The following is a 23,731-nucleotide window of genomic DNA, read 5'->3' on the forward strand; positions in this document are numbered from 1 at the left end:
GCGGCGGGAAGGCCGCCGACCTCGCAGAAATGACCGGCCGCAGCGAAGACCCGAACTCGCTGCAGGACGAGGTCTTCACACGAGTCTTCGACGCCAACTGGGCGGCGCTACGTCATCACATCGAAGGTGCCGTCGCGGACGACGACGAGGTCACCGAGATCGTCTCCGCCGTGTTCCTCGAAGCCTGGACGCGGTTGGACGTCGCCAAGCCGATGGGTCGCGTGTGGCTGTTCCGCGCGGCCGATCGTGAACTGCGCGCCCGTACGGGACGTGCGCCGAGCAGGCTGGCAGTGCTCGATGCCGTGCACCACGGCATGGCAGGAACCTCTGAGGAGCCCGGTGAAGCGGACCTCTCTGCCGATCAGATGCCGGATCGTGACAGTGTCCTTCGCGCTTTGGCTGTCCTCACCTCGCGTCAGAGGCGTATCATCATGCTGGCATACTGGGACGGGCTCACCGAGGGGGAGATCTCAGAGCTGACGCGGTATCCGCGCCGCAGCGTGCGGACGATGTTGCGCCGCGCAGAGAAGCGGATGCGGGATGCGCTGGGCCTGGAGGGGGCGAGTGAGCGTGAGGGGTGACGAAGCTGTGCTCGAACGAGCATTGACGGAGGCCGATCCGGCGCGCACTCCGCGTGACGCGGCCCCCGATGCCCGCGCCCTCGCCACCCGAGATCGTATTCTGCGCAAGGCTCGCGCCGCGCAGCGTCCTCATTCCCGCGCCATCGGATGGGCGTCCGGTGCCGTCGCCGTCGGCGCCTCGGCCATCTTCGCCGTCGCCATGCTGCTGCCGCAGGAGACGGCCTCCGCCGGCACCCCGGCACCGCTTCATTTCGACGGCTCCAGCACGATCGCGGAGATCGTAGAGGGCGCGGATGCCGATCTCGCGGCCGTCTCGGGTCCCTCCGTGCCTCTGCGCAAGGTGAATGCGGCTTCCTGGGGCTTTTCGGTCGACGTGGTCGATGAGAGCACGCATGTCGCGCCACAGCTGTCCGAACTGACCTGGAGCCCCGATGGCTCCGGACGCATGACGATCGTGCGCGGCGTCCCTTACGACCCCACCGACGCGGTCGCGAACAATCGCGCCGAAGTGAGCAGCAGCGGCGACGTCGTCTCGGATCTGATCATGGCGCCCGGAGACTTCGTGCCGCCATGGAGCGAGATGCCCGGAGATTCGCGCGACGACATCGTCGCTCTGCTGACCGCATTCGGGATGCCTGCCGGCCCGACCGCCTTCGACATCGAATCGGCGCTCACCTCGACGTTCGACATGTGGACGCTCACCAACACGCAGCATCGCGAGATCCTCGCGCTGCTCGAGGAGACCGGGGAAGGAGTGGCTCTCGGCGATTCCACCGACCGGCTCGGACGCCCCGTGGCCGGAATCCAGTTCTTCACGCCCGACAAGGGCGCCAAGGACGTCGTGCTCGTGTCGCTCGACACCGGACGGATCGTCGGAGTCGAGCGGACCGCGATCATCGCAGACGAAGTCTTCCCGGCGGGAGCGATCATCGCGTACCGGATGTGGGACGTGGAGAGTGGAGTGATCCGATGAAGCGCACAGGCGTGATGTTCACATTGATGCTCGCGGCCGTGTTCGCGATCGGTGCCGTCCCGGCCGCCGCATCCGCCGCGGAGCCGGTCATCGTCCCGGAGCCTGCGATCGCCGAGATGCTGGCGGAGGTTCCCGGTGGCGTCCTGATCGACAGCAACCATGCAGTGTGGCCGGAACTCGACATGGAGATGACCGTTCCGGTCGCATCAGGCGTGTCGGCGCGGGCGGTCGCCGGCTGTGCGACAGGCAAGATCTGCGCCTTCAACGCGGCATTCGCCGACGGCAACTTCCTCAGTTTCGGGACGTGCGGGATCCACAGCATCCCCTCGAGCTTCACCGTGAAGTCGGTCGCGAATGCACGCTCGTCAGGAACGGCGCAGGCGCGCAACGGAGCGACCGTGCTCAAGTCGATCAGCGCCGGCACCTACCAGAACACGACTGGTACGGTGACGAACATCCGTTGCATCCTCTGAGCGGTCAGATCGGCGATTGATCTCGGTCAGACCCCATCCGTGCGCCGCAGAGAAGGTTCGCGCGGTTCGAAGTCAGTGAAGTGAACGTGGAGAACTCAGTGCCAGAGAACGCGTCTCTGGAGACGATGCTGCGCGCGGCGGCACCGGCGCGCACCGCTGCGGACGCGAAGCCGAACGCAGCGGCGCTGCTGGCTCGCGACCGCATCCTGCGTACCGATCAGCGCCCGCAGCGCCGGGGTCGAACGATGGTCATCGGCTGGGCATCGGGGCTGGCACTCGCCACCGCATCCGTGATCGTCGCAGCCGTGGTGATGATGCCGCAGACGACGGCGCGCGCAGGAGCAGCGCTCTCGTCATCCGCCCTCTTGCCGACTGTCGCCGAGGTCGTGGAAGACGCGCACACGGAGCTGGCGGCATCCGCCGGGCCCGTCGAGCCGAGGCGCTTCGTCAAGACGGCATCCTGGAACTTCTCCGTCGACGCCGGCACCGGAGAGCTCCGCGTCTTCACGCAGCTCTCGACCATCTCCTGGGAGGCCGACGGATCCGGTCACGTGGTCATCGTGAACAGCGCGGAACAGGACCCGAACGACGCCGAGTGGTACTCGCATTCGCAGATACCCACGTCCGGATCGACCGAGGAGTTCCCGATGCTGCCCGGGGAATTCCTCACTCCGGTGACGGATCCACCGGGGGAGTCCCTGGCAGCGATGCGCGAGGCACTCGACGCTCTGCAGTTGCCCCGAGATGCGTCCGCGTTCGAGGTCGTGACGGCGATCACAACCCTGCTCGGGCAGTGGACGCTGACGAACGCGCAGCACGCCGCCCTCCTGACCATCATCGAGGAAGCAGGCGATGTCGGGATCGTTCCCGTGACGAATGATCGTCTCGGGCGACCGGTCACCGGTCTGCGCGTGCTGTCTGCGGACGGCGCGGTCAGCGATGTGGTCTTCGTCTCGACCGATACCGGACGCATCGTGGGTCTCGAGCGGAACGTGATCAAGGGTGACGATCTGCTCCCGGCGGGAGCGATCATGGGGTATCAGCTCTGGGACCTCGAAGGACTGGTCGGATGAGCGGCCGGTCGGAGGCCCGCAGCACGCAGAGAGAAGCGATCTTCAAAGAGATCTACGACACACTCTGGGCACCCGTGCAACGTCATGTCGAGTGTGTGGTCGAGGACGACTCCGAAGTGACGGAGATCGTTTCGGATGTGTTCCTCCTGGCCTGGCGCAAACTCGATGCCGCGAAACCCCTCGGCCTCATCTGGTTGATCAGAGCTGCGGACAACAAGCTCAAGGATCGCGAGCGCAGCCGGCGTGCCCGTGCGCGCGCGATGGAGACGGTCCATGCCGTGTATGCGGCGCCGGGTGACGACGACATGCTCGACACCCTCGCCGTGCGCCACGCGGTCGTCAAGGCGCTGACACAGCGCGAGCGCCGCATCGTGATGCTGGCGTACTGGGATCAGCTCTCGGCCGGGGAGATCGCCGAGTTGCTCCGCTGCTCCCAGGCGTCCGTGTGGACGACACTCAGCCGGGCACGGAAGAAGCTGGAGAGGGAGCTCGGGCTCGGAGAGAGCGAAGGAGCGGCCGAGGCGCGACAGGCTGTCGAGGCCGCACGCCCTGCACCTCGCACGACCGGGTGACACGGCGTATTTTCGGAGGCGGAGTCCACGACCGAAGCGCCGTGGACAGGGCGCATTGCGCGAGACGCGAATACCTGACATACGAGTTAATCCATGCGTTGGACTTTGCTCTCAGGGGGGTAGACGGCCTACCGTTTTAGTGAGCCACTCGGCCGTCGAGGAAACGATTGCCCTCGTCCCCGACGACCGGGTGGATCGCAACTGGCCACGCCTGTCCCTACCGGGGGGTAAGGGCAGTGGGGCAGAGGCGAAGGCTTCACTCTCGAATCCGGGGGGCATGCGAGAGGAAGTCGCAGACGGTGGCGTTTCGTTGAAAGCGGAACGTCACCGTCTTCTGGTTCGGGGTTCCGCGAGATGATGGACGCACCGATCTTCACAGGAGGCGCGACCATGGCCCAGCACTGGATTGCCACGACGGCAGGAGCTCCGGAGGCCTGGACCTTCGAGGAGTATGACGTTGCGGAGCCCGCCGAGGGCGAGGTCACGATCCGCGTCCACGCGGCAGGCGTCAATCCGGCCGACGCCAAGCACGTCGCCGCCCCACGCGCTGGCCTCGAGTTCCCTGTGCCGATCGGGTACGAGATCTCGGGCGAGATCACGGCTATCGGACCGCGCACGCGCATCGGCTCCGGTGACGCGGAGATCGGTGACGAGGTCGTCGCCTTCCGCATCTACGGAGGATACGCGACCGACATCGCGGTTCCCGCGGCAAAGGTGTTCGCGAAACCCACGACGCTTACGCATCCTGAGGCAGCGAACCTCCTGCTCGCCGGCACCACCGCGGCCGAGATGCTCTCCGTCGTCGGCGCTGCGCCGGGGGAGACGATCCTGCTCCACGGCGCGTCGGGTGCGGTGGGCGTCAGCGTGCTGCAGCAGGCGCACCTCCGCGGCATCCGCGTGATCGGCACGGCCAGTGAGGAGCGCTTCGCCGAGATCCGTCGTTTTGGCGGAATCCCGGTCCGCTACGGTGTCGGGCTGCTCGACCGGGTGCGACAGGCCGCTGGCGCCCCGCTCTCGGCAGCTCTCGACGCGGTCGGCACGGACGAAGCCATCGACACATCTCTCGAGCTCGTCGCCGACCCCCGACGTATCTTCACGATCGCTGCCTTCGGACGTGCGTCCGAGGCCGGCATCCTTGCGATCGCCGGCTCAATGCCCGCCAGCGCGACGTTCCGCGATGAGGTGCGCGGTGAGCTGACGGCGCTCGCGCAGAACGGCGATCTCGTCGTCCCCGTGGCGCGGACCTATCCGCTGGATCAGGCACCGGAAGCCCACCGGTTCCTCGCGACCGGTCACCCCGGCGGCAAGATCGCGCTGATCCCGTAGGTCAGTCGATCTCGCGCAGCGCCGACGTCACCACCACGACACCGTCGCCGAACTCGGCATCCGCGGCATCCTGGATCGTTCCGTCGTCCCACACAACCTGCAGCCACACGTAGCCACGATCGGTCCAGATGCTCAGCGCGTCCTGGCCCAGACGTGCCGCGATGTCATCCTGGATCGTCGTGAGCTCGGCCTCGGCGGTCGTGCCATCGACACCATCCGTGGGGTCCTCCGGTCGGATCGGGTCGTAGAGGGCGAGCATGATGGGCGGATCGGTGTTGAGGTACCGCTCGCCGTCGTATGTGCCGTAGACGGCATACGTTCCCCACGTCACGTCACCGCTGGTCTCGCTGCCGTCGACGCCGTCCCACGTCCAGTCGTCCAGTGGGATGCCGGTGCACTGCGGCGGATACGACTCCGCGACGGCGCCGAGGCAGAGCTGCACGTCGCCGTCGACGTCCATCACCGTTCCGGTCGCGATCACGCGCCCGTTCGGGAGGCCGGGCTGTGCTGTCTCCAGGAGCTGATCGGACGAGACCGTCGTGCTGGTCGGCGCAGGGGAGCCCCCCGGCCCCGTTGCGCACGCGCTCAGCGCGAGGAGCCCGGCGAGGGATGCCGAGGCGAGGACCAGGCGACGCTGCGATGTACTCATGACTGAGAGTGTCGGTCTCGTGCCGATCGTCTCAACATCGTCGAATCGGTTTCAGCTTCCCTGCTACCATGACCACATGCCTTTCGGCGGACTGCTTCTTCTTAGCTGCCGCGACGAGTCCTAAAAGCTAGGGCCTTCCTCGTCGCGGCGCTTGTGTTGGCCCGTTTACCCTGACGAAGAGAAGAAGCCCCATCATGCAGAACACTCAGCGCCCGTCCGCGATGCCGATCCACAAGTACCGGCCGTTCCACGAGCAGATCAACGTCCACCTGCCTGACCGCACGTGGCCCGACGCCCGCATCACCGAGGCGCCCCGCTGGTGCGCTGTCGACCTCCGCGATGGCAATCAGGCTCTCATCGACCCGATGTCGCCTGAGCGCAAGCGCGTCATGTTCGAGTTGCTCGTCAGCATGGGCTACAAGGAGATCGAAGTCGGCTTCCCGTCGGCGAGCCAGACCGACTTCGACTTCGTGCGTCAGCTCATCGAAGAGAACCTGATCCCGGACGACGTCACCATCCAGGTGCTGACCCAGGCACGCGAGCACCTCATCGCCCGCACCTACGAGTCGATCGCCGGCGCCAAGCAGGCCATCGTGCACCTGTACAACTCCACGAGCGTGCTGCAGCGCGAGGTCGTGTTCCGCACGGACAAGCAGGGCATCATCGACATCGCGCTCGAGGGCGCTCGGCTGTGCCGCCAGTTCGAGAAGACCATCCCGGACACGAAGGTCTACTACGAGTACTCGCCCGAGAGCTACACGGGCACCGAGCTCGAGTTCGCCGTCGACATCTGCAACCAGGTGATCGAGGTCTTCGAGCCCACCCCTGACCGCAAGGTCATCATCAACCTGCCCGCGACCGTCGAGATGGCGTCGCCGAACGTCTACGCCGACTCGATCGAGTGGATGAGCCGCCACCTCGCCCACCGCGAGAACGTGATCCTGTCGCTGCACCCGCACAACGACCGCGGCACCGCGATCGCCGCCGCCGAGCTCGGCTACATGGCCGGTGCCGACCGTATCGAGGGCTGCCTCTTCGGCAACGGTGAGCGCACGGGCAACGTCGACATCGTCGCGCTGGGCATCAACCTGTTCACGCAGGGCATCGACCCGCAGATCGACTTCAGCGACATCGACCAGGTCAAGCGCACGGTCGAGTACTGCAACCAGCTGCCGGTGCCCGAGCGCAGCCCCTGGGCGGGAGACCTGGTCTTCACCGCGTTCAGCGGATCGCACCAGGACGCGATCAAGAAGGGCTTCGAGGCCATGGCCGTGCGTGCCGAGGCCGAGGGCGTCACGGTCGACGACATCGAGTGGGCCGTGCCGTACCTGCCCATCGATCCGAAGGACCTGGGCCGCTCGTATGAGGCCGTCATCCGCGTCAACTCGCAGTCCGGCAAGGGCGGCGTCGCCTACCTGCTGAAGGCGGACCATGCGATCGACCTGCCCCGCAAGCTGCAGATCGAGTTCTCGGGCGTGGTGCAGGCCAAGACGGATGCCGAGGGCGGCGAGGTCACCAGCGAGCAGATCTGGTCGATCTTCAACGACGAGTACCTCCCGGCCGCCGACACCGCGGCCAAGTGGGGCCGCTTCGAACTGCTCGCGACGCAGACCCGCAGCGACATGTCGGGCGATGTCGTACTCGATGTCGTGCTGCGCGACGACGACCAGCAGGTCTCGGTCAGCGGCAACGGCAACGGTCCGGTCGCGGCCTTCGTCGAGGTGCTGCGCGGACAGGGCTTCGACATCACGGTCTACGACTACGTCGAGCACGCTCTCAGTGCCGGCGGCGACGCGCAGGCCGCGGCCTACGTCGAGCTGCAGGTCGGCGACCAGCGCCTGTGGGGCGTCGGCATCGACGGCGACATCTCGACCGCGTCGCTCAAGGCGATCGTCTCGGGCGTGAACCGTTCGATCCGCACCCGCCAGCAGGAGCTCGCGGCCGTCTGAGCCGGACGCCCTTCGTCTCGCTCCGCTCGCTCAGGGTGCGGACTCCCGCTCCCTGAGCGGACGGAGTCCCGCTCCCTGAGCGAGGAGCGAAGCGACGAGACGGAGGGGGCCTAGAGGTCGACGCCGGGCTTGACGATCGCGATCGCGCCGGTCTCGGCGGCGACCTTGCGACGGTACAGGCGCCGCTGCTCCGGCAGGGAGACGTCGAAGCTGACCGCGAGCACGCGGATGACGGCCGTCACGACGATCCCGATCACGGCAGCCAGGGTGATCGGCATCGCCAGGGCGTTCGCCACGGCGATGAACGCACAGCCGGCACCTGCGGCCACGGCGTAGAGCGACCCGACGTGCATGATCGACGTCGGCAGGCCCATGAGCATGTCGCGCAGCACGCCCCCGCCGACGGCCGCGCACACGCCGATGAAGACGGCGGGGACGGGCGGGATGCCGAAGGCGATGGCCTTGCTCGTGCCGAAGGCCCCGAACATCCCGATCACGACGGCGTCGAGCACCACGATGACGGTGTTCAGTCGGTTGAAGAGACCCGCCAGCAGCATCCCGAGCAGGGCCGCACCCGTGGCCGTCAACAGATACCAGTTGCTCTGCAGGGTCGCCGGTGTCTGCCCGAGCAGGATGTCGCGGATCAGACCGCCGCCCATCCCGATCATGATGCCGATGATCGCCACGCCCAGCCAGTCGAGCCGTCGCTGGCCCTGGAACCCCGATGCGAACATCGCGCCCTGCACGCCACCGAGGCCGACGCCGAGCAGATCCGCCCAGAGCGGAATGGAGAAGAGCGGTTCGGTCACGCCTCTATTCTCGCGCACGGAGGATAATCGAACAGTGCCCACCTACCGAGACGAAGCGGTGATCCTGCGCACTCACAAGCTCGGTGAGGCGGATCGCATCGTCATCATGCTCTCCCGACGTCACGGCAAGCTCCGCGCCGTCGCGAAGGGCGTGCGCCGCACCTCGTCGAAGTTCGGCTCCCGGCTGGAGCCGTTCATGGTCGCCGATGTGCAGCTGTACCAGGGGCGATCGCTCGACATCGTGCAGCAGGCGGAGTCCCTCGGCTCCTACGGCTCCGAGATCGCGGCGCATTACGACCGCTACACCGCGGCGAACGCGATGGTCGAGACCGCGGACCGGCTCAGCGATTCCGAGGCCACCTCCGACCAGTATCTGCTGCTCGTCGGCGGCCTGCGTGCCCTCTCGCGGGGCGAGCATGTCCCGCGCAGCATCCTCGACTCCTATCTGCTCCGGGTCATGGCGCTGTCGGGCTGGGCGCCGTCGCTGGAGGACTGTGCCCGGTGTGCCGCTCCCGGTCCGCACACGACGTTCGTCGCACAGCTGGGTGGTCTCATCTGCAGCGACTGCGCACCGGCCGGCAGCCCGCGTGTCGCCGAGAAGACCCTCGCGCTGCTGCGCTCGCTGATGCGGGGAGAGTGGGATGCCATCGATGCGGCGCCGCACGCCGATACCGCCGCCGCATCGGGCCTGGTCGCCGCGTACGCTCAATGGCACTTGGAGCGCGGCATCCGTTCGCTCGCCCATGTGTCCGACATCCCTCGAGAAGGAGCACGGTGAGTCCCCAGCCGTTCACGCACAAAGACGCCGTGGCGTACCGCCCCCTCGACTGGACGGGTGTGTATCCGCCCACGTTCCCTGCCGTCCCCGAGCACGTGGCGATCGTGATGGACGGCAACGGACGATGGGCGAACCGGCGCGGCCTCAACCGCATCGAAGGCCACAAGGCCGGCGAGGAAGTGCTGCTCGACGTGGTCGCCGGCGCGATCCAGGCCGGAGTCAAGCACCTCTCGGTGTACGCCTTCTCGACCGAGAACTGGGCACGCTCTCCCGAGGAGGTGCGCTTCCTCATGGGGTACAACCGTGACGTGCTGCACCGTCGACGCGATCAGCTCAACGAATGGGGCGTGCGTGTGCGCTGGGCGGGGCGCAAGCCTCGTCTCTGGGGCAGCGTCATCAAGGAACTGCAGTACGCGGAGCAGCTCACCCGCGGCAACGACACCCTGACGCTCACGATGTGCGTGAACTACGGCGGTCGCATCGAGATCGTCGATGCGATGCGGTCCATCGCCGCCGATGTCGCTGCCGGACGCGTGAAGCCGAACGCGATCAGCGAGAAGATGATCCGCCGGCACCTGTACGTGCCGGACATGCCGGATGTCGACCTGTTCCTGCGCAGCTCGGGGGAGCAGCGCACCTCCAACTTCCTGCTCTGGGAGTCCGCCTATGCCGAGATGGTTTTCCTCGACACGCTCTGGCCGGACTTCTCGCGCGAGGAGCTGTGGCGCGCGATCGGCGTCTACCTGTCGCGCGACCGCCGCTTCGGCGGGGCGACCGACGCTCCCGACGCTTCGGCCTGAGCGCGCAGCCACCGCTCCGTCTCACGCGGATGGCGCAGGCGCACGATCGTGAGATGCGGGAAGCGCTCGCGCTTCACCGGCATCTGCTGCCCCCAGAAGAAACGCGTCTTGGTCTGCCACGCCAGGATGTTGCCGGAGGGGTCCCGCGTCTTCAGGAGCTGACGGAGCGGCTTCTCCACGTTCCCGTTGTACATCTCGGTGCGACGGATGCTGCGACTCAGCGTGCGGCGGAGCAGTCGACCGCGCACCACAGGCCAGGGGTAGTCGAGCCAGATCGCGAGCTGGGCGCGCGGAGTCATGATCTCGTCCGTGCCTTTGCTGGTGTACTGCCACTCGGTGATCCAGCGGTCCTCGGCGGCGAACGCCCGTACGTCATCGAGGAACTCCGGACGCGGCGTCCAGTTCGGGCCGTGGAACAGGGCGTCGATCTCGACGTGGCGGAGCCCCCACATCTCACCGATGCGGCCTGCGAGCGTGGTCTTGCCCGAACCGGTGATCCCCGCGACGAGTATCCGTTCCGGCCTCAGGGGCAGGGGATCGGAGGCGGAGAGCATCCGAGAATCCTACCCATGGACTGTGTCTCTGAGCGAGAAGTGTGGAGCCCTTCGTCTCGCTTCGCTCGCTCAGGGTGCGGGCAGTATGTCTCCTGAGCGAGGAGCGCAGCGACGAGACGAAGGGCGTCAGTCGGTGCCGGTCGCGTCGCGTTGGCGTTTGCTCCAGCCCGGCAGCTCGTCATAGCGTCCCTCGATGAGGAGGAGCTTCTTGGCTCGAGTCCATCCATGGATGCGGCGCTCCCATCCATACGCCTCCTCGATGCGTGAGAATTCTGAGCTCCACACGAGCTCGACGGGACGACGTCGTCGCGTGTAGTCGCATCCTTCACCGAACTGGTGCTGCGCGAGACGCCGTTCGAGGTCGAGCGTGCTTCCGGTGTAGAAGCTTCCATCGCGGCACTGGAGGATGTAGACGAACGGCATCCGAGGACGCTATCGGCTTTCCGGGAGCAAGGAACGCGCTGTCCACAGGAGGTGCGCCCTTCGTCTCGCTGCGCTCGCTCAGGGAGCGGCGGGTGCGCAGGTGCGGCGGTGCGCCCTTCGTCTCGCGGCGCTCGCTCAGGGAGCGGCGGGTGCGCAGGTGCGGCGGTGCGCCCTTCGTCTCGCTTCGCTCGCTCAGGGAGCGGCTCCTGAGCGAGGAGCGCAGCGACGAGACGAAGGGCGCTCAGTGTGCTACATCTCGGGCCATGGCGGGGAAGGACGGAATAACTCATAGGCGCATGGGGTTGGATGAAGATGTGAGCGAACCTATCTCTATCGACATCTGGTCCGACATCGCGTGCCCGTGGTGCTACATCGGCAAGCGCAACCTCGAGAAGGGCCTCGAAGCCGTCGCCGGCGATGACGATGCCCCAGAAGTGAGGGTGACGTTCCACTCCTTCGAGCTTTCCCCCGACACTCCCGTCGACTTCGACGGCGACGAGATCGACTTCCTGGCAGGCCACAAGGGCATGCCGCGTGACCAGGTCGAGCAGATGCTCTCCAACGTCACCGGCGTGGCCAAGAACGCCGGTCTCGAGTACCGCTTCGACCTGCTGCAGCACACGAACACGGTCAAGGCGCACGAGCTCCTGCACTTCGCAAAGGCGGAGGGCGTGCAGCACGAAATGGAGGAGCGGCTGATGTCCGCCTACTTCACCGAGGGCAAGCACGTCGGGCGCATCGACGACCTCGTCGAGCTCGCTGCCGAAGTGGGCCTCGACGCCGACGCGGCACGCGAAGCGCTCGAGTCAGCTCGTCACCTCCCGGACGTGCGCCAGGATCAGGACCAGGCACGCGCCTACGGCATCCAGGGCGTGCCGTTCTTCGTGATCGACGGCCAGTACGGCATCAGCGGCGCTCAGCCGCCCGCCGCCTTCGAGAACGTGCTGCGAGACCTGTGGGCCAAGCGCGACGAGGCCGCCGAGGAATCCGCCGCCGTCTGAGCGCATCCGCATACACGAAGCCCCTCCTGACTCTCGAACAGTCAGGAGGGGCTTCGTCTGTCCGCAGCCGTCTAGCGGGTGAGCGCGGCCTCGATCGCGCTGACGATCTCGGGATCGTTGGGCTTCTGCTTCGGACGGAAGCGGAGCACATCGCCGTCGGGGAGCACCAGGAACTTCTCGAAGTTCCACTCCACGCGGCCGGCCTTGCCACCGGCGTCCGGGGCCTCCTTCAGCGCTTTGTAGAGGTCGGAGGCGTTCCGGCCGTTGACCTTGACCTTGTCGTTGACGGGGAAGCTCACGCCGTAGGTGGTGGAGCAGAACTCCAGGATCTCGTCCACGGAGCCCGGCTCCTGGCCGAAGAACTGATTGCAGGGGAAGCCCACGACGGAGAAGCCCCTGTCGCTGTACAACCGCTGCAGCTCCTCGAGCTGCTCGTACTGCGGGGTGAGGCCGCACTTCGAGGCGACGTTCACCACCAGAACCACATCGGCACCGAGATCGTCGAGGGTCTTCTCGTTGCCCTGGGCGTCGGTGAACGGGATCGAACGGAGCGCAGAATCGGTCATACTTCACAGCTTAGGTCGATGGGGCACCAGGGGCTCCGCGTCTGGGAGAATAGAGGGGACATGACTCTCGCCACCGCCTCCGCACGCACACTTCGCATCGGTCCCATCGACCTCGACGTGCCGGTCGTCCTCGCGCCCATGGCGGGGATCACGAACACCGCTTTCCGCCGTCTCTGCCGTGAGTACGGCGCAGGACTCTACGTCAGCGAGATGATCACCTCGCGTGCTCTCGTCGAGCGCAACGAGACGACCATGCGACTGATCCGCCACCACGAGTCCGAGACGCCGCGTTCGATCCAGCTCTACGGCGTCGACCCGAAGACGATCGCCGACGCGGTGCGCATCATCGTCGCAGAGGACCATGCCGATCACATCGATCTGAACTTCGGATGCCCGGTGCCCAAGGTCACGCGCAAGGGCGGGGGAGCAGCACTTCCCTGGAAGAGCTCGCTGTTCTCCGACATCGTCACGCAGGCCGTGAAGGCCGCCGGCGACATCCCTCTCACGGTCAAGATGCGCAAGGGCATCGATCGTGACCACCTCACCTTCCTCGACGCAGGGCGCGCTGCCGAGGACGCGGGAGTGGCCGCCATCGCGCTGCATGCGCGCACGGCAGGTGAGTACTACTCCGGGCACGCCGACTGGAACGCGATCGGTGAACTCAAGCAGGCTGTCACGAGCATCCCGGTGCTCGGCAATGGAGACATCTGGTCGGCGGACGACGCCGTGCGCATGATGGAGCAGACCGACTGCGACGGCGTCGTCGTCGGCCGAGGATGCCTCGGTCGCCCCTGGCTCTTCGGCGAGCTGGCCACGGCGTTCGGCGGCGAGGGCAAGACGGTCGATGCGACACTCGGTTTCGTGGCCGACGCCTTCAAGCGGCACGCGGAACTGCTCGTCGAGTTCTTCGAGGACGAGGATCGCGGCTGCCGCGACATCCGCAAGCACGTGTCCTGGTACTTCAAGGGCTATCCGGTCGGTGGCGACATCCGCACCGGCCTCGCCACGTCATCCAGCCTCGCCGAGATCGACGAGCTGCTCGCCCGTCTCGACCACTCCGCTCCCTATCCCGGCGCTGACGCCGAGGGACAGCGCGGCCGCGCGGGGCATGCCAAGCGCACGGCACTGCCGGACAAGTGGCTGGAGTCGCGCGAGATCGCGGCCTCGACCTCGGAGATGATGCGAGGAGCGGAGATCGAGAACAGTGGTGGTTGATGCTTCGACCGGTCGGGGCGCTGCGCGTGCTGACGGCTACGACCCGCGCGACGCCGAGCGTTTCGTCGCGGAGACCCACCGCTCGGAGCGCAACGATTTCGCGCGTGATCGAGCCCGCGTGCTCCATTCGGCCGCACTGCGCCGACTCGCGGCCAAGACGCAGGTGCTCAGCCCTGCCAGCACGGCCGATTTCGCGCGCAACCGGCTCACCCACTCGCTCGAAGTCGCCCAGGTCGGCCGAGAGCTCGCCACGGCGCTGGGCGTCTCGGAAGACGTCGTCGACACCGCCTGCCTGAGCCACGATCTCGGGCATCCGCCGTTCGGTCACAACGGCGAGCGGGCATTGAACGAATGGGCCGAGCACATCGGCGGGTTCGAGGGCAACGCGCAGTCGCTGCGCATCCTCACCCGACTGGAGGCGAAGGTCCTCGACGCGGATGACCGTTCCGTCGGACTGAACCTCACACGCGCCAGCCTCGATGCCACGTGCAAGTACCCGTGGACCGTCGACAGTCCCGTGCCCGACCCCGGTGGGCGCCTGAAGTTCGGCGTCTACCCCGAGGACGAGGCCGTCTTCCGGTGGATGCGCCAGGGAGCGCCGGGGCGTTTGCGCTGCATCGAAGCCGAGATCATGGATCTCTCGGACGACATCGGCTACTCGGTCCATGACTTCGAAGACGCGATCGTGAACGGCTACGTCGATGTCTCCCAGCTGTCGGACCCTCGGGAGCACGATGCGCTTCTCGGCCGCATCCAGCAGTGGGTCGGCTACGACTTCACCCGCGACGAATTGGCCGATGCGCTCTACCGCCTCGCCTCGCAGTCGATGTGGTTGGAATCCTTCGACCGCTCGCGCCGCGACCTCGCGCGCCTGAAGAACCTCACCAGCGACCTGATCGGGCGCTTCGCTCGTGCGTCGGTCTCGGCGACGCGCGAGGCTTATGCCGGTCCCGCGCTCGTCCGCTACAACGCGCACGTGGTCGTGCCTCGCGTGATCGAGGTCGAGATCGCGGTGCTCAAGGGCATCATGGGGCAGGCGATCGTGACGATCGAGGCTCGCAAGGGCGTGTACAAGGAGCAGCGCCGCGTGCTCAAGCGGCTCGCGGATGTGCTGTGGTCGACCGACGCGCTGTGGTCGGCGGGCGCCGACGTGCTCGAGCCGGCCTTCGCCGCCGACTTCGTCGACGCGACCAGCGACGCCGAGCGTGCCCGTGTCATCGTCGATCAGATCGCCAGCCTGACGGATCAGAGCGCGATCGACTGGCACAACCGCCTCGTCGGCGAGATCGATCCGGCCGAGGTCGGCATCTGGACGCCGCGGCATGCCAGGCATCCGCGTCCCGGTGCACACGGGAGCGCCGAAAGGCAGGCCGTCGTCGAAGGGGTCGGCTGATGCCCCGTATCCGGCAGGCGGACGTCGATGAGGTCAAGGCGCGCACGAACATCGCCGACATCGTGGGCGAGCGCGTCGCACTGAAGTCCGCCGGCGTCGGATCGCTCAAGGGCCTGTGCCCGTTCCACGACGAGAAGAGCCCGAGCTTCCACGTGCGCCAGCAGGTGGGCTACTACCACTGCTTCGGCTGCGGTGAATCGGGCGACGTCTACTCTTTCCTGCGGGAGATGGACCACGTCAGCTTCACCGAGGCGGTCGAGCGGCTGGCCGGACGCATCGGCTACACGCTGCACTACGAGGACGGGGGCGCCGCCCCCGAGACGAGCGGACGCAGCCGGCTGTACGCCGCGAACACGGCGGCTGCGGAGTTCTTCCGTGCGCAGCTGCTCTCTCCGGATGCCGAGGCAGGACGACGTTTCCTGGGCGAGCGCGGCTTCGACGCCGGTGCGGCGGCCCACTTCGGTGTCGGCTTCGCGCCGCGTGGGTGGGACGGGATGCTGAAGGCTCTCACCGCGCAGGGCTTTACGCGGGAGGAGCTCAGCAACGCCGGGCTCGTCTCGACCGGTCAGCGCGGCGTCTACGACCGCTTCCGCGGCCGGCTCGTGTGGCCGATTCGCGACGTGTCCGGCCAGACGATCGGCTTCGGTGCCCGCAAGCTCTTCGATGACGACCAGGGACCGAAGTACCTGAACACCCCGGAGACCCCGATCTACAAGAAGGCCCAGGTGCTCTACGGGCTCGATCTCGCGAAGCGCGACATCGCCCGCGGAGACCCCCGTCGGGTCGTGGTCGTCGAGGGATACACCGACGTGATGGCGTGCCACCTGGCCGGCCTCACGACCGCGGTCGCGACCTGTGGCACGGCCTTCGGCACCGAGCACATCAAGGTGCTGCGGCGCGTGATGGGCGACGACAACGCTTCGGGCGAGGTCGTGTTCACCTTCGACGGCGACGAGGCCGGGCAGAAAGCGGCACTGCGGGCGTTCACCGAGGATGACCGCTTCAACGCGCAGACCTTCGTCGCGGTCGCTCCTGACAGCCTCGACCCCTGCGACCTGCGCCTGCAGCGCGGCGACGCCGCGGTACGCGGTCTGATGGACACCAAGGTGCCGATGTTCGAGTTCGCGATGGACCGCAAGCTCGCCGGGTTCGATCTCTCGACCGTCGAGGGTCGCGTGGGCGCGCTGCGCGGAGCCGCGCCGATCGTCGCCGAGATCCGCGACCGCCTGCTGCGTCCGGGATACGAGCGCGTGCTCGCCCGGCGCCTCGGGATGGACCCGACAGAGGTGCACACCGAGGTCGAGCGTTCTTCGCGCGGTGGCCAGACTGCGCCTCCTGCGCGCCGAGAGCAGCAGGCGCCGATCGATCCGGCGACGGGCGCGCCCGGTATCGCCCCGGTGACACTGGCGAGTCTTCCCCGGTCGCCCGATGTGGCCGTGGAACGGGATGCGTTGATGGGCGCGCTGCAGTACGGCCATCAGGTCGACCAGGCGCTGCTCAACCGGGCGCTCAGCACACCGTTCCGCACGGCGGGACTCGACGCGGTGCGTGAAGCCGTGGCCGCTGCGCCGGATCGCACCAGGGCGGGGTGGGTCACCGACGCCGTCAACAGCGTCCGCGAGCCCTACCGATCGCTCGGTGGGGAGTTGCTGATGACCCCGTTCCCTGCCCGGGATGAGGAGCGCGCGGTAGCGACCGTCGCCGATCTCGCCCGCCGACTCATCCTGCGCCAGCTCGAGCATGAGAAGCAGGAGATGCTCGGCGCCGTGCAGCGCGTACCGGCCGACTCCGACGGCGGGCGAGCGCTGCGGATGCGCTTGCGGGACATCGACGCGGAGCGTCAGAGGTTCGCCGAGTCGTAACGCGGCTCGCATCCCGAGGCACGGCAGGATGGAGTCATGTCTCGACGGCCGGAATCTCAGAACGCGATCGAGTGCTCCGATCTGGTCATCGACCGTATCGGGCACGGATTGCCGACGCGCGCCGTCGACGGCGTGACGTTCTCGCTCGCGCCGGGGAACCTGATCTGCGTCGCCGGTCCCACGGGCTCGGGGAAGTCGACGCTGGTGGCCGCTCTCGCGGGGTCCACCGATCCTTCGGTGCGAGTCGTCGGCGGCAGCGCGCACGTCTGCGGAGTGGACGTGCGTCGCCCCGGGCGCAAGCACCGCATCCTCACGTATCGCACGGGTTTCGTGCCGCAGGGCGCCGGGGGTGATCTGCCACCGAGGCTCACCGTGAACGAGGTGATCGCCGAGCCGATCCTCATGCGTGAGAAGCGTGTGAACTCCAAGGCGCTGTCGATCCGCGTGGCCACACTTCTCGACGAACTGCACCTGCCGCTGGGCACGGCGGCGAAGTTCCCGTACGAGCTGAGCGCGGGCATGCGGCAGCGCGTCGCGATCGCGCGCTCCTTCATCCTCGAGCCCCAGGTGCTCATCGCTGACGAACCCCTCGCGAATCTCGATCTCGAGGTGCGTCCCGTGGTGTTCGACGCGATCACGAGGAGACGCAAGGAGCAGGGTATGGCGGCCCTGCTCGTCACGAACGATGCCGATTTCATCCGCGAACTCAACGCCGAGACGCTCATGCTGCGCAGCGGGCATGTCGTCGCCCGCGGCGTGGGCAAGGACCTGCTCTGGGTGCCGAACGCCGAGGCGGATTCGCAGCACTGAGTGCGACACGCCCGAGGGACGGAGAAGCGTCCCCGGTGTCACGAGTAGCGCGCGGAGTTTGCTAAGCTTGTCGAGTTGCCCGCGCAGCGGAGCACATTCCTCGGTAGCTCAATTGGCAGAGCAGCCGGCTGTTAACCGGCAGGTTCTTGGTTCGAGTCCAAGCCGGGGAGCCAATAAGGGTCCGGAACTCCTCAGAGTTCCGGACCCTTCCCATTTGTCGCGCAACTCGAGGCAACGAAAAGACCCCGCCGAGTGATCGGCGGGGCCTTTTCCGAGGCGAGCTTCAGGTCAGCGTGCAGCGCCCTTGAGCGATCCGGTGACCGGGCCGGCCGGGTCCGAGATCACGCACTGCACGACACGGTCGTTGAGCTGCTCCCAGGTGTCCTTGGTCGGGTTGATCGGGTAGACGTCCAGCGTCGACTCGTCCCACGTGACGCCGACGAAAGTGGTGAACGCGTCGCCGACGCACTCCTGGCCCGCCGCGTCGACATCCTCTTCCGAGAACTCGCCGTCCGGCATCGTGATCTCGTAGTAGACCTCTTCGTCGTGCTCCTCGGAGCACGGCACGACGTCGGCGTCCTCGAGCAGGCCGCTCGGGCTCTCCAGCTTGCAGTCGCCCACCTTGAGGGCGAAGATGCCGATGTTCGCGCTCTCCGTGACCTGACCGGTCTCGTCGTCGCGGTCGGCGTCGGCCGTGCCGCCGCCGAGGATGCTGTTGATGGCGCTACAGCCGCTCAGGGCGACCGTGAGTGCCAGAGCCGTTCCGGCCAGCACCAGTGCGCGTCGCTTGCGCAGTTTCATCATGATTGTTCCCCTCCAGAGTCCCGTGTGCGGGCATGACAGATACCCGCCTCGAAAACGCTAGCCGTCGGAGAGTCTGTGATGCAACTCGAAAACCGCTGTGGTTCCGCTGGGAGCGGTGCCGGTCCGCGGAGCGGGGAGATCAGCCTTCGAGGTCGTCGACTCCGGGCATCCAGCTGGAGCCCGGCCGTCCCCATCCGCGCTTGCGAGCGATCTTCTGAACAGTCTTCCAATCGCCGTCCGAAAGACGGTCGACGTAGAGGATGCCGTCGAGGTGGTCGAACTCGTGCTGCATGATGCGCGCGCGCCATCCGTCGACCTCGATCGAGACCGGGCTGCCATCGAGATCGGTGGCGGTGACGCGCACACGCTCCGACCGGCGCAAAGGGAATCTCTCGCCGGGGAAGGACAGGCAGCCCTCGGACTCCAGGTCGGGATCAGGGTCACCGGGCTCGAGCGGCGTCATCCAGAGTTCGGGATTGATCAGGACACCGCGCCAGGGCTGATCGTCGTCATCCACATACGAGTACGTGTATATGCGCAGTGCCACGCCGACCTGCGGGGCCGCGAGACCGACGCCAGGGGCGGTGTCCATGGTCTCGAACATGTCGGCGACGAGCGTGCGGACCTCGTCCGTGATCTCGTCGACACGGGAGGCGGGGGAGTGCAGAACGGGGTCGCCCATGATGCGAATCGGAAGTACAGCCACGTCACAACCCTAGTGCGCGGGGTGGGCCGGGTAGGGTCTTAGTGTGAGCGCAGGGGTGTGGATGAACGCGGTGGAAGACGTCGGCGACCAGCTCGTCGGCGCGTTCCAGAACCCTGGGCTGCTGCTCGGCATCCCGCTGGCATTGGCCGGTGCCGTCTTCATGTCTTTGGGTGCGCAGTATCAGCACCGCGGCGTGGAGAAGGTCGAGCGGCTCAGCGGCTCCACGGGTACCTCGGGGCTCAGCGTCGCGCAGCTCAAGGGGCTGCTCACGCGTCCGTCCTGGATCCTCGGAACGCTGATGCTCGGGCTGGCGATCGTGTGCCAGCTCGCCGCGCTGGTGAAGGCCCCGCTGATCGTCGTGCAGCCGCTCGGAGCGATCGCGCTCGTCATCACGACCCTGCTCAACGCGCGGATCTCCGGTCATTCGCCCACCCGACAGTCGATCACCGCGATCGTGTGCTGCGTGGGAGGCATCTTCCTCTTCGTCTTCTTCGCGGCGATCTTCGCCACGGAGCAGGACATCACCGATCGCGAGCTCTTCGTCATCCTGGCGATCCTGCTCGTGGTGATCATCATCCTCGGCGCATGCTGGTTGATACTCCGGCATCGCATGCGCGCCCTCTTCTACGTCATCGGCGCCGGCATCCTCTACGGATTCGTGGCGACGCTCGCCAAGGTCGTCATCAAGCGCATCGAGGCGGGGAACTTCGAGTGGATCACGGCGATCTGCGTCCTGGCGCTGGTCGCCGCATCGGCCGTCGGTGCGTACTTCGTGCAGACCGCCTACAGCTCGGGGCCGCCGGACCTCGTGATCGCCGGACTCACCGTGGTCGACCCCCTCATCGCCGTGCTCATCGGCATGGTGATCCTCGGCGAGGCCTCGGCCGCGCCGCCGTGGGTGCTGGTGATCTTCGGGGTCGCCGGAGCGATCGCCGTCTGGGGTGTCATCGGTCTCGCCCGGTACCACCCGCAAGTGCTCAGCGACAGCCAAGAGCTGGGCATCACACGCGGGAGCGACCCTTCCGCAGGGTCCGAATCGACGCCGTCGAGCGATTCCGCTCACCCCGGCGACTCGCTCCCGGGCACGTCGAACACCCCATAGCCCGGCGCGAACGCCCGGCAACGCGGTGATCGGTTCTCAGTACGCCGGATCGATCAGGTCGGGGGAGACCTCGGCAGCGGCCGCTTCGTCGACGAAGAACACGGTGCGCTTGCGCCCCTTGGCTCCGGCGGCAGGCACACTCGTGTAGCTCGCCCCGGCGAGAGCAAGACCGAGAGCAGAGGCTTTGTCCGCCCCCGTCATCACGAGCCAGACGCGCTTCGAGGAGTTGAGGACGGGACGCGTGAGCGTGACCCGCTCGGGCGGCGGCTTGGGGGAGTCGCGCACCGGAAGTGCGGCAGCATCCGTGACCGTGACCTCATCGCGATCCGGGAAGAGCGAGGCGATGTGGCCATCCGGCCCGACCCCGAGGAAGCACACCGCGAAGGACGGCCACGCATGCTCATCGGTGCCGAAACGGGCCAACTCCGCGGCGTAGGCCGCGGCCGACTCGTCGAGGGTGAGCCCGGTGTCCGGCCCGGCGACCTCATGCACGTTCTCCGGCGGCACCGGGATGTGGTCGAGGAGCGCCTGGCGCGACTGCAGCGAGTTGCGGTCAGGGTCGTCGCGCGGGACGAACCTCTCATCGCCCCACCAGAAGTGCACGAGCGACCAGTCGATCGACGCCGACCGCGGGTGCTCCGCCGTCGCGCGCAACACCGCTCCGCCCATCGAGCCGCCGGTCAGGGCGATGTGGGCGATACGACCGTTGCGGGTGCGCGCACGCACTCGCGTCAGGAATCGTTCGGCCACGCTCGCGGCGAGGGCAGCAGGCGTGGGTTCGACCACGACCCGCTTCTCTGCGGACGGTGTCTGCGACGACATCATTCTCCTGTCTCGGGCGGACCCAGCTTCTCCCAGCCCTCCGTGATCACTCGACCGTACAGGACGTCGGGGTCCAGTCGGCGCAGCTCCTCCGCCAGGCACTCCCGCAGGGTGCGACGCGGCAGGTGCAGATCGTGGTTCGGCTGACCCGGCTGCGTGAGAACGGCGACGCCAGGCGTCGGACGCTCCAGCAGGATGTCACCGGACGCTCGGGTCAGACGCACCGACTTGATGCCCTCTTCCCAGTGCGCAGGGTCCTCGTACGACCAGCGCACGGGAACGTCGAGTGCCATCTGCAGCCAGGCTGCCAGCAGAGCCGTGGACGGCGACGCGGCGGCACCCCGGACCTCCACGCCGGTGATCGCCTCGTAGGGCGGCTGATCGAGGACGGCGGCGAGCTGCTCCCGCCAGTGCGTCAGACGCGTCCAGGCCAGGTCGGTGTCGCCGGGAGCATGGGTCTCGCCGAGGAGTGCGAGACGGTCGCGCACGTCGGTCGCCGTCGCGGCATCCGTGATGCGTCGCTGCGCGATCTTGCCGAGCGGAGACTGGGCGGGCGCCACCGGCGCCGCTTCCGGCCACCAGGCGACGACGGGAGCGTCGGGCAGGAGGAGACCGGTGATCAGGCTCTCCTCGTTGCTGGCGGCATCGCCGAAGGCGCGGAGGACCACGACTTCACTGGCACCGGCGTCGCCGCCGACGCGGATCTGCGCGTCGAGTCGGGAATCGCCGTCTCCGGTCGTGATCACGATCACACGCATCGGGTGCTCGCGGGAAGCGTCGTTGGCGGCGTCGATGGCCGCCTCAGCCACACCGTTTCGCGCGGAGATCACGAGTGTCAGCACGCGCCCGAGTGCGACGGCGCCGCCCTCTTCGCGCACCTTCACCAGCTGCTTGGCGACCTGACTGACTGTCGTGTCGGGAAGGTCGATGATCACGGTCGTCTCCAGACTCGTCCGTCGCGGGCCAACAGGGCGTCGGCCGAGGCCGGTCCCCACGAGCCGGGCGCATACTGCTCCACAGGGCCGCCCTCGGCCGCCCAGTACTCCTCCACCGGGTCGAGGATCTTCCAGGAGAGCTCGACCTCTTCGTGCCGCGGGAACAGCGGCGGGTCGCCCAGGAGGACGTCCAGGATGAGACGCTCGTACGCCTCAGGGCTCGCCTCGGTGAATGCGTGGCCGTAGCCGAAGTCCATCGTGACGTCGCGCACGTTCGAGCCGCTGCCGGGCACCTTCGAGCCGAAGCGGATCGTGACACCCTCATCGGGCTGCACACGGATCACCAGCGCGTTCTGGCCGAGCTCGGACGCGTTGCCGCGACCGAACAGGTGCTGCGGTGCGCGCTTGAAGACCACGGCGATCTCGGTGACGCGGCGCCCGAGGCGCTTGCCGGTGCGCAGGTAGAACGGCACATCGGCCCAGCGGCGCGTATCGATCTCGAGCTTGATCGCCGCATAGGTCTCGGTGGTCGACTCGGGGTTCATGCCCTCCTCGGCCAGGAAGCCCGTCACCTTCTCGCCGCCCTGCCATCCGCCGTCGTACTGACCGCGGGCGGTCGCGAGGGAGAGGTCCTCCGGAACGTGGACGGCCGCGAGCACCTTCTCCTTCTCGGCACGCAGGTGCTCGGCGGAGAGACTGATCGGCTCCTCCATCGCGGTGAGTGCGAGCAGCTGCAGCAGGTGGTTCTGGATCACGTCGCGGGCTGCGCCGATGCCGTCGTAGTACCCGGCACGTCCGCCCACGCCGATGTCCTCGGCCATGGTGATCTGCACGTGGTCGACGTAGTTGCGGTTCCAGATCGGCTCGTACAGCTCGTTGGCGAAGCGCAGCGCCAGGATGTTCTGCACCGTCTCCTTGCCGAGGTAGTGGTCGATGCGGAAGATCGAATCCGCCGGGAACGCGACCTCGAGGGCGGCGTTCAGTGCGCGCGCCGACTCCAGGTCGTGTCCGAACGGCTTCTCGATGACCACACGCCGCCAGCGCTCGTCGTCGTCGCTGTTCTCGCCGACCAGTCCCGAATCCTTCAACTGCTTCGCGACGAGGGGGAAGTCCTTCGGCGGGATCGAGAGGTAGAACGCATGGTTGCCCATGGTTCCCCGCTCGACATCGAGCTGATCGATCGTCTCGCGCAGCTTTCGGAACGAGTCCGGGTTGTCGAACTCGCCCGAGACGAAGCGGATGCCCTGCAGCAGCTGCGCCCACGTCTCCTCGCGGAACGGGGTGCGCGCGTGCTGCTTGACCGCGTCATAGACGACCTGCGCGAAGTCCTGGTCTTCCCAGTCGCGTCGGGCGAACCCGACGAGGGCGAATCCAGGGGGGAGCAGGCCGCGGTTGGCGAGGTCGTAGACCGCGGGCATGAGCTTCTTGCGCGAGAGGTCCCCGGTCACGCCGAAGATCACGAGGGCGCTGGGCCCCGCGATCCGGTTGAGACGGCGATCGTCGGGGTCGCGCAGCGGGTTCTGCCCGCGCGAGATGGGAACAGACATCGGTGGGG

At 67.5% G+C, this 23,731-nt stretch carries 25 protein-coding genes and 1 tRNA gene; 16 read left to right on the forward strand and 10 right to left on the reverse strand.

Annotated elements, in window-relative coordinates:
* The first annotated feature begins 29 nt into the window (after positions 1-29).
* From FB560_RS07435 to FB560_RS07460, 6 genes are all read left to right on the forward strand, one after another.
* Complete coding sequence (locus FB560_RS07435) at positions 30-581, forward strand: RNA polymerase sigma factor (RefSeq protein WP_141871775.1); 552 nt, start codon at positions 30-32, stop codon at positions 579-581.
* Positions 565-1,554, forward strand: coding sequence for a hypothetical protein (locus FB560_RS07440; protein WP_229673189.1), 990 nt, complete (start codon positions 565-567; stop codon positions 1,552-1,554). The genes FB560_RS07435 and FB560_RS07440 overlap by 17 nt, the downstream gene beginning before the upstream one ends.
* Positions 1,551-2,027 carry a hypothetical protein gene (locus FB560_RS07445; RefSeq protein WP_141871776.1) on the forward strand — a complete coding sequence of 159 codons (477 nt, stop codon included), beginning with the start codon at positions 1,551-1,553 and terminating at the stop codon, positions 2,025-2,027. The genes FB560_RS07440 and FB560_RS07445 overlap by 4 nt, the downstream gene beginning before the upstream one ends.
* 98 nt (positions 2,028-2,125) lie before the next feature.
* Positions 2,126-3,100, forward strand: a complete 975-nt coding sequence (locus FB560_RS07450; protein WP_141871777.1) for a hypothetical protein — start codon at positions 2,126-2,128, stop codon at positions 3,098-3,100.
* Positions 3,097-3,672 carry an RNA polymerase sigma factor gene (locus tag FB560_RS07455; protein WP_141871778.1) on the forward strand — a complete coding sequence of 192 codons (576 nt, stop codon included), beginning with the start codon at positions 3,097-3,099 and terminating at the stop codon, positions 3,670-3,672. The genes FB560_RS07450 and FB560_RS07455 overlap by 4 nt, the downstream gene beginning before the upstream one ends.
* A gap of 390 nt (positions 3,673-4,062) precedes the next feature.
* The gene (locus FB560_RS07460) at positions 4,063-4,998 is read left to right on the forward strand and encodes a quinone oxidoreductase family protein (RefSeq protein ID WP_141871779.1); all 936 of its coding nucleotides are present in this window, start codon (positions 4,063-4,065) and stop codon (positions 4,996-4,998) included.
* A 1-nt stretch (position 4,999) separates the two neighbouring features.
* Here FB560_RS07460 and FB560_RS07465 read toward each other — a convergent pair whose 3' ends face one another.
* Complete coding sequence (locus tag FB560_RS07465; protein ID WP_141871780.1) at positions 5,000-5,647, reverse strand: hypothetical protein; 648 nt, start codon at positions 5,645-5,647, stop codon at positions 5,000-5,002.
* A 194-nt stretch (positions 5,648-5,841) separates the two neighbouring features.
* Between FB560_RS07465 and leuA the strand changes: the two genes are divergently transcribed.
* Positions 5,842-7,596 carry a 2-isopropylmalate synthase gene (gene leuA, locus FB560_RS07470; protein WP_141871781.1) on the forward strand — a complete coding sequence of 585 codons (1,755 nt, stop codon included), beginning with the start codon at positions 5,842-5,844 and terminating at the stop codon, positions 7,594-7,596.
* Positions 7,597-7,706: 110 nt separating this feature from the next.
* Here the strand turns inward: leuA and FB560_RS07475 are convergent, their stop codons facing one another.
* Complete coding sequence (locus FB560_RS07475; protein ID WP_141871782.1) at positions 7,707-8,405, reverse strand: trimeric intracellular cation channel family protein; 699 nt, start codon at positions 8,403-8,405, stop codon at positions 7,707-7,709.
* A 34-nt stretch (positions 8,406-8,439) separates the two neighbouring features.
* Here FB560_RS07475 and recO point away from each other — a divergent pair, with 34 nt between their 5' ends.
* On the forward strand, positions 8,440-9,183 hold the full coding sequence (recO, locus tag FB560_RS07480) for a DNA repair protein RecO (RefSeq protein ID WP_141871783.1): 744 nt from the start codon (positions 8,440-8,442) through the stop codon (positions 9,181-9,183).
* Positions 9,180-9,983 (forward strand): isoprenyl transferase, encoded by an 804-nt coding sequence (locus tag FB560_RS07485; protein ID WP_141871784.1) that lies wholly within the window; start codon positions 9,180-9,182, stop codon positions 9,981-9,983. Before recO ends, FB560_RS07485 begins: the two co-directional genes overlap by 4 nt.
* Here the strand turns inward: FB560_RS07485 and FB560_RS07490 are convergent.
* Together FB560_RS07490 and FB560_RS07495 are read right to left on the reverse strand one after the other, a co-directional pair.
* Positions 9,923-10,537 (reverse strand): P-loop NTPase family protein, encoded by a 615-nt coding sequence (locus FB560_RS07490; RefSeq protein ID WP_141871785.1) that lies wholly within the window; start codon positions 10,535-10,537, stop codon positions 9,923-9,925. The genes FB560_RS07485 and FB560_RS07490 overlap by 61 nt on opposite strands.
* 126 nt (positions 10,538-10,663) lie before the next feature.
* The gene (locus FB560_RS07495; protein ID WP_141871786.1) at positions 10,664-10,960 is read right to left on the reverse strand and encodes a GIY-YIG nuclease family protein; all 297 of its coding nucleotides are present in this window, start codon (positions 10,958-10,960) and stop codon (positions 10,664-10,666) included.
* 314 nt (positions 10,961-11,274) lie between these two features.
* Between FB560_RS07495 and FB560_RS07500 the strand changes: the two genes are divergently transcribed.
* Positions 11,275-11,961 (forward strand): DsbA family oxidoreductase, encoded by a 687-nt coding sequence (locus FB560_RS07500; RefSeq protein ID WP_141871787.1) that lies wholly within the window; start codon positions 11,275-11,277, stop codon positions 11,959-11,961.
* Between the two features lie 71 nt (positions 11,962-12,032).
* On the opposite strand, the gene FB560_RS07505 is transcribed toward FB560_RS07500, so the two are convergent.
* Positions 12,033-12,527 carry a glutathione peroxidase gene (locus tag FB560_RS07505; RefSeq protein WP_141871788.1) on the reverse strand — a complete coding sequence of 165 codons (495 nt, stop codon included), beginning with the start codon at positions 12,525-12,527 and terminating at the stop codon, positions 12,033-12,035.
* A gap of 60 nt (positions 12,528-12,587) precedes the next feature.
* Here FB560_RS07505 and dusB point away from each other — a divergent pair, with 60 nt between their 5' ends.
* The 5 genes from dusB (at position 12,588) to FB560_RS07530 (ending at position 17,980) form a co-directional block, all read left to right on the forward strand.
* Positions 12,588-13,742 (forward strand): tRNA dihydrouridine synthase DusB, encoded by a 1,155-nt coding sequence (gene dusB, locus FB560_RS07510; RefSeq protein ID WP_141871789.1) that lies wholly within the window; start codon positions 12,588-12,590, stop codon positions 13,740-13,742.
* On the forward strand, positions 13,732-15,135 hold the full coding sequence (locus tag FB560_RS07515; protein WP_141871790.1) for a deoxyguanosinetriphosphate triphosphohydrolase: 1,404 nt from the start codon (positions 13,732-13,734) through the stop codon (positions 15,133-15,135). The genes dusB and FB560_RS07515 overlap by 11 nt, the downstream gene beginning before the upstream one ends.
* Entirely contained in the window at positions 15,135-16,997 is a 1,863-nt protein-coding gene (gene dnaG / locus FB560_RS07520) for a DNA primase (RefSeq protein WP_141871791.1), read from the forward strand. The genes FB560_RS07515 and dnaG overlap by 1 nt, the downstream gene beginning before the upstream one ends.
* 36 nt (positions 16,998-17,033) lie before the next feature.
* Positions 17,034-17,807, forward strand: a complete 774-nt coding sequence (locus FB560_RS07525) for an ATP-binding cassette domain-containing protein (RefSeq protein ID WP_141871792.1) — start codon at positions 17,034-17,036, stop codon at positions 17,805-17,807.
* Positions 17,808-17,904: 97 nt separating this feature from the next.
* Positions 17,905-17,980, forward strand: a tRNA-Asn gene (locus tag FB560_RS07530).
* Positions 17,981-18,095: 115 nt separating this feature from the next.
* On the opposite strand, the gene FB560_RS07535 is transcribed toward FB560_RS07530, so the two are convergent.
* Positions 18,096-18,611 (reverse strand): septum formation family protein, encoded by a 516-nt coding sequence (locus FB560_RS07535; RefSeq protein ID WP_141871793.1) that lies wholly within the window; start codon positions 18,609-18,611, stop codon positions 18,096-18,098.
* 139 nt (positions 18,612-18,750) lie between these two features.
* A complete protein-coding gene (def, locus tag FB560_RS07540) occupies positions 18,751-19,317 on the reverse strand; it encodes a peptide deformylase (protein WP_141871794.1) in 567 nt (188 codons plus the stop codon).
* 61 nt (positions 19,318-19,378) lie between these two features.
* Here def and FB560_RS07545 point away from each other — a divergent pair, with 61 nt between their 5' ends.
* Entirely contained in the window at positions 19,379-20,419 is a 1,041-nt protein-coding gene (locus FB560_RS07545; RefSeq protein WP_229673237.1) for a DMT family transporter, read from the forward strand.
* Positions 20,420-20,455: 36 nt separating this feature from the next.
* Here the strand turns inward: FB560_RS07545 and pgl are convergent, their stop codons facing one another.
* Genes pgl through zwf form a run of 3 tightly spaced genes read right to left on the reverse strand, consistent with a single transcriptional unit; the run spans position 20,456 to position 23,723 of the window.
* The gene (pgl, locus tag FB560_RS07550) at positions 20,456-21,241 is read right to left on the reverse strand and encodes a 6-phosphogluconolactonase (protein WP_188895192.1); all 786 of its coding nucleotides are present in this window, start codon (positions 21,239-21,241) and stop codon (positions 20,456-20,458) included.
* On the reverse strand, positions 21,241-22,176 hold the full coding sequence (locus FB560_RS07555; protein ID WP_141871796.1) for a glucose-6-phosphate dehydrogenase assembly protein OpcA: 936 nt from the start codon (positions 22,174-22,176) through the stop codon (positions 21,241-21,243). The genes pgl and FB560_RS07555 overlap by 1 nt, the downstream gene beginning before the upstream one ends.
* Positions 22,173-23,723 (reverse strand): glucose-6-phosphate dehydrogenase, encoded by a 1,551-nt coding sequence (gene zwf / locus FB560_RS07560; protein WP_141871797.1) that lies wholly within the window; start codon positions 23,721-23,723, stop codon positions 22,173-22,175. Before zwf ends, FB560_RS07555 begins: the two co-directional genes overlap by 4 nt.
* Positions 23,724-23,731: the final 8 nt, after the last annotated feature.

Origin of the sequence: Microbacterium saperdae (assembly GCF_006716345.1) — a bacterium.
Taxonomy (GTDB): Bacteria; Actinomycetota; Actinomycetes; order Actinomycetales; family Microbacteriaceae; genus Microbacterium; species Microbacterium saperdae.

What these genes read in the sequence shown, in the direction of transcription:
- zwf (WP_141871797.1), bottom strand. Translation starts at nt 23,723, where the DNA reads ATGTCTGTTCCCATCTCGCGCGGGCAGAACCCGCTGCGCGACCCCGAC.
- FB560_RS07495 (WP_141871786.1), bottom strand. Translation starts at nt 10,960, where the DNA reads ATGCCGTTCGTCTACATCCTCCAGTGCCGCGATGGAAGCTTCTACACC.
- dusB (WP_141871789.1), top strand. Translation starts at nt 12,588, where the DNA reads ATGACTCTCGCCACCGCCTCCGCACGCACACTTCGCATCGGTCCCATC.
- FB560_RS07490 (WP_141871785.1), bottom strand. Translation starts at nt 10,537, where the DNA reads ATGCTCTCCGCCTCCGATCCCCTGCCCCTGAGGCCGGAACGGATACTC.
- pgl (WP_188895192.1), bottom strand. Translation starts at nt 21,241, where the DNA reads ATGTCGTCGCAGACACCGTCCGCAGAGAAGCGGGTCGTGGTCGAACCC.
- FB560_RS07535 (WP_141871793.1), bottom strand. Translation starts at nt 18,611, where the DNA reads ATGATGAAACTGCGCAAGCGACGCGCACTGGTGCTGGCCGGAACGGCT.
- FB560_RS07505 (WP_141871788.1), bottom strand. Translation starts at nt 12,527, where the DNA reads ATGACCGATTCTGCGCTCCGTTCGATCCCGTTCACCGACGCCCAGGGC.
- dnaG (WP_141871791.1), top strand. Translation starts at nt 15,135, where the DNA reads ATGCCCCGTATCCGGCAGGCGGACGTCGATGAGGTCAAGGCGCGCACG.
- FB560_RS07435 (WP_141871775.1), top strand. Translation starts at nt 30, where the DNA reads ATGACCGGCCGCAGCGAAGACCCGAACTCGCTGCAGGACGAGGTCTTC.
- FB560_RS07545 (WP_229673237.1), top strand. Translation starts at nt 19,379, where the DNA reads ATGAACGCGGTGGAAGACGTCGGCGACCAGCTCGTCGGCGCGTTCCAG.
- FB560_RS07525 (WP_141871792.1), top strand. Translation starts at nt 17,034, where the DNA reads ATGTCTCGACGGCCGGAATCTCAGAACGCGATCGAGTGCTCCGATCTG.
- FB560_RS07460 (WP_141871779.1), top strand. Translation starts at nt 4,063, where the DNA reads ATGGCCCAGCACTGGATTGCCACGACGGCAGGAGCTCCGGAGGCCTGG.
- leuA (WP_141871781.1), top strand. Translation starts at nt 5,842, where the DNA reads ATGCAGAACACTCAGCGCCCGTCCGCGATGCCGATCCACAAGTACCGG.
- FB560_RS07455 (WP_141871778.1), top strand. Translation starts at nt 3,097, where the DNA reads ATGAGCGGCCGGTCGGAGGCCCGCAGCACGCAGAGAGAAGCGATCTTC.
- FB560_RS07465 (WP_141871780.1), bottom strand. Translation starts at nt 5,647, where the DNA reads ATGAGTACATCGCAGCGTCGCCTGGTCCTCGCCTCGGCATCCCTCGCC.
- FB560_RS07445 (WP_141871776.1), top strand. Translation starts at nt 1,551, where the DNA reads ATGAAGCGCACAGGCGTGATGTTCACATTGATGCTCGCGGCCGTGTTC.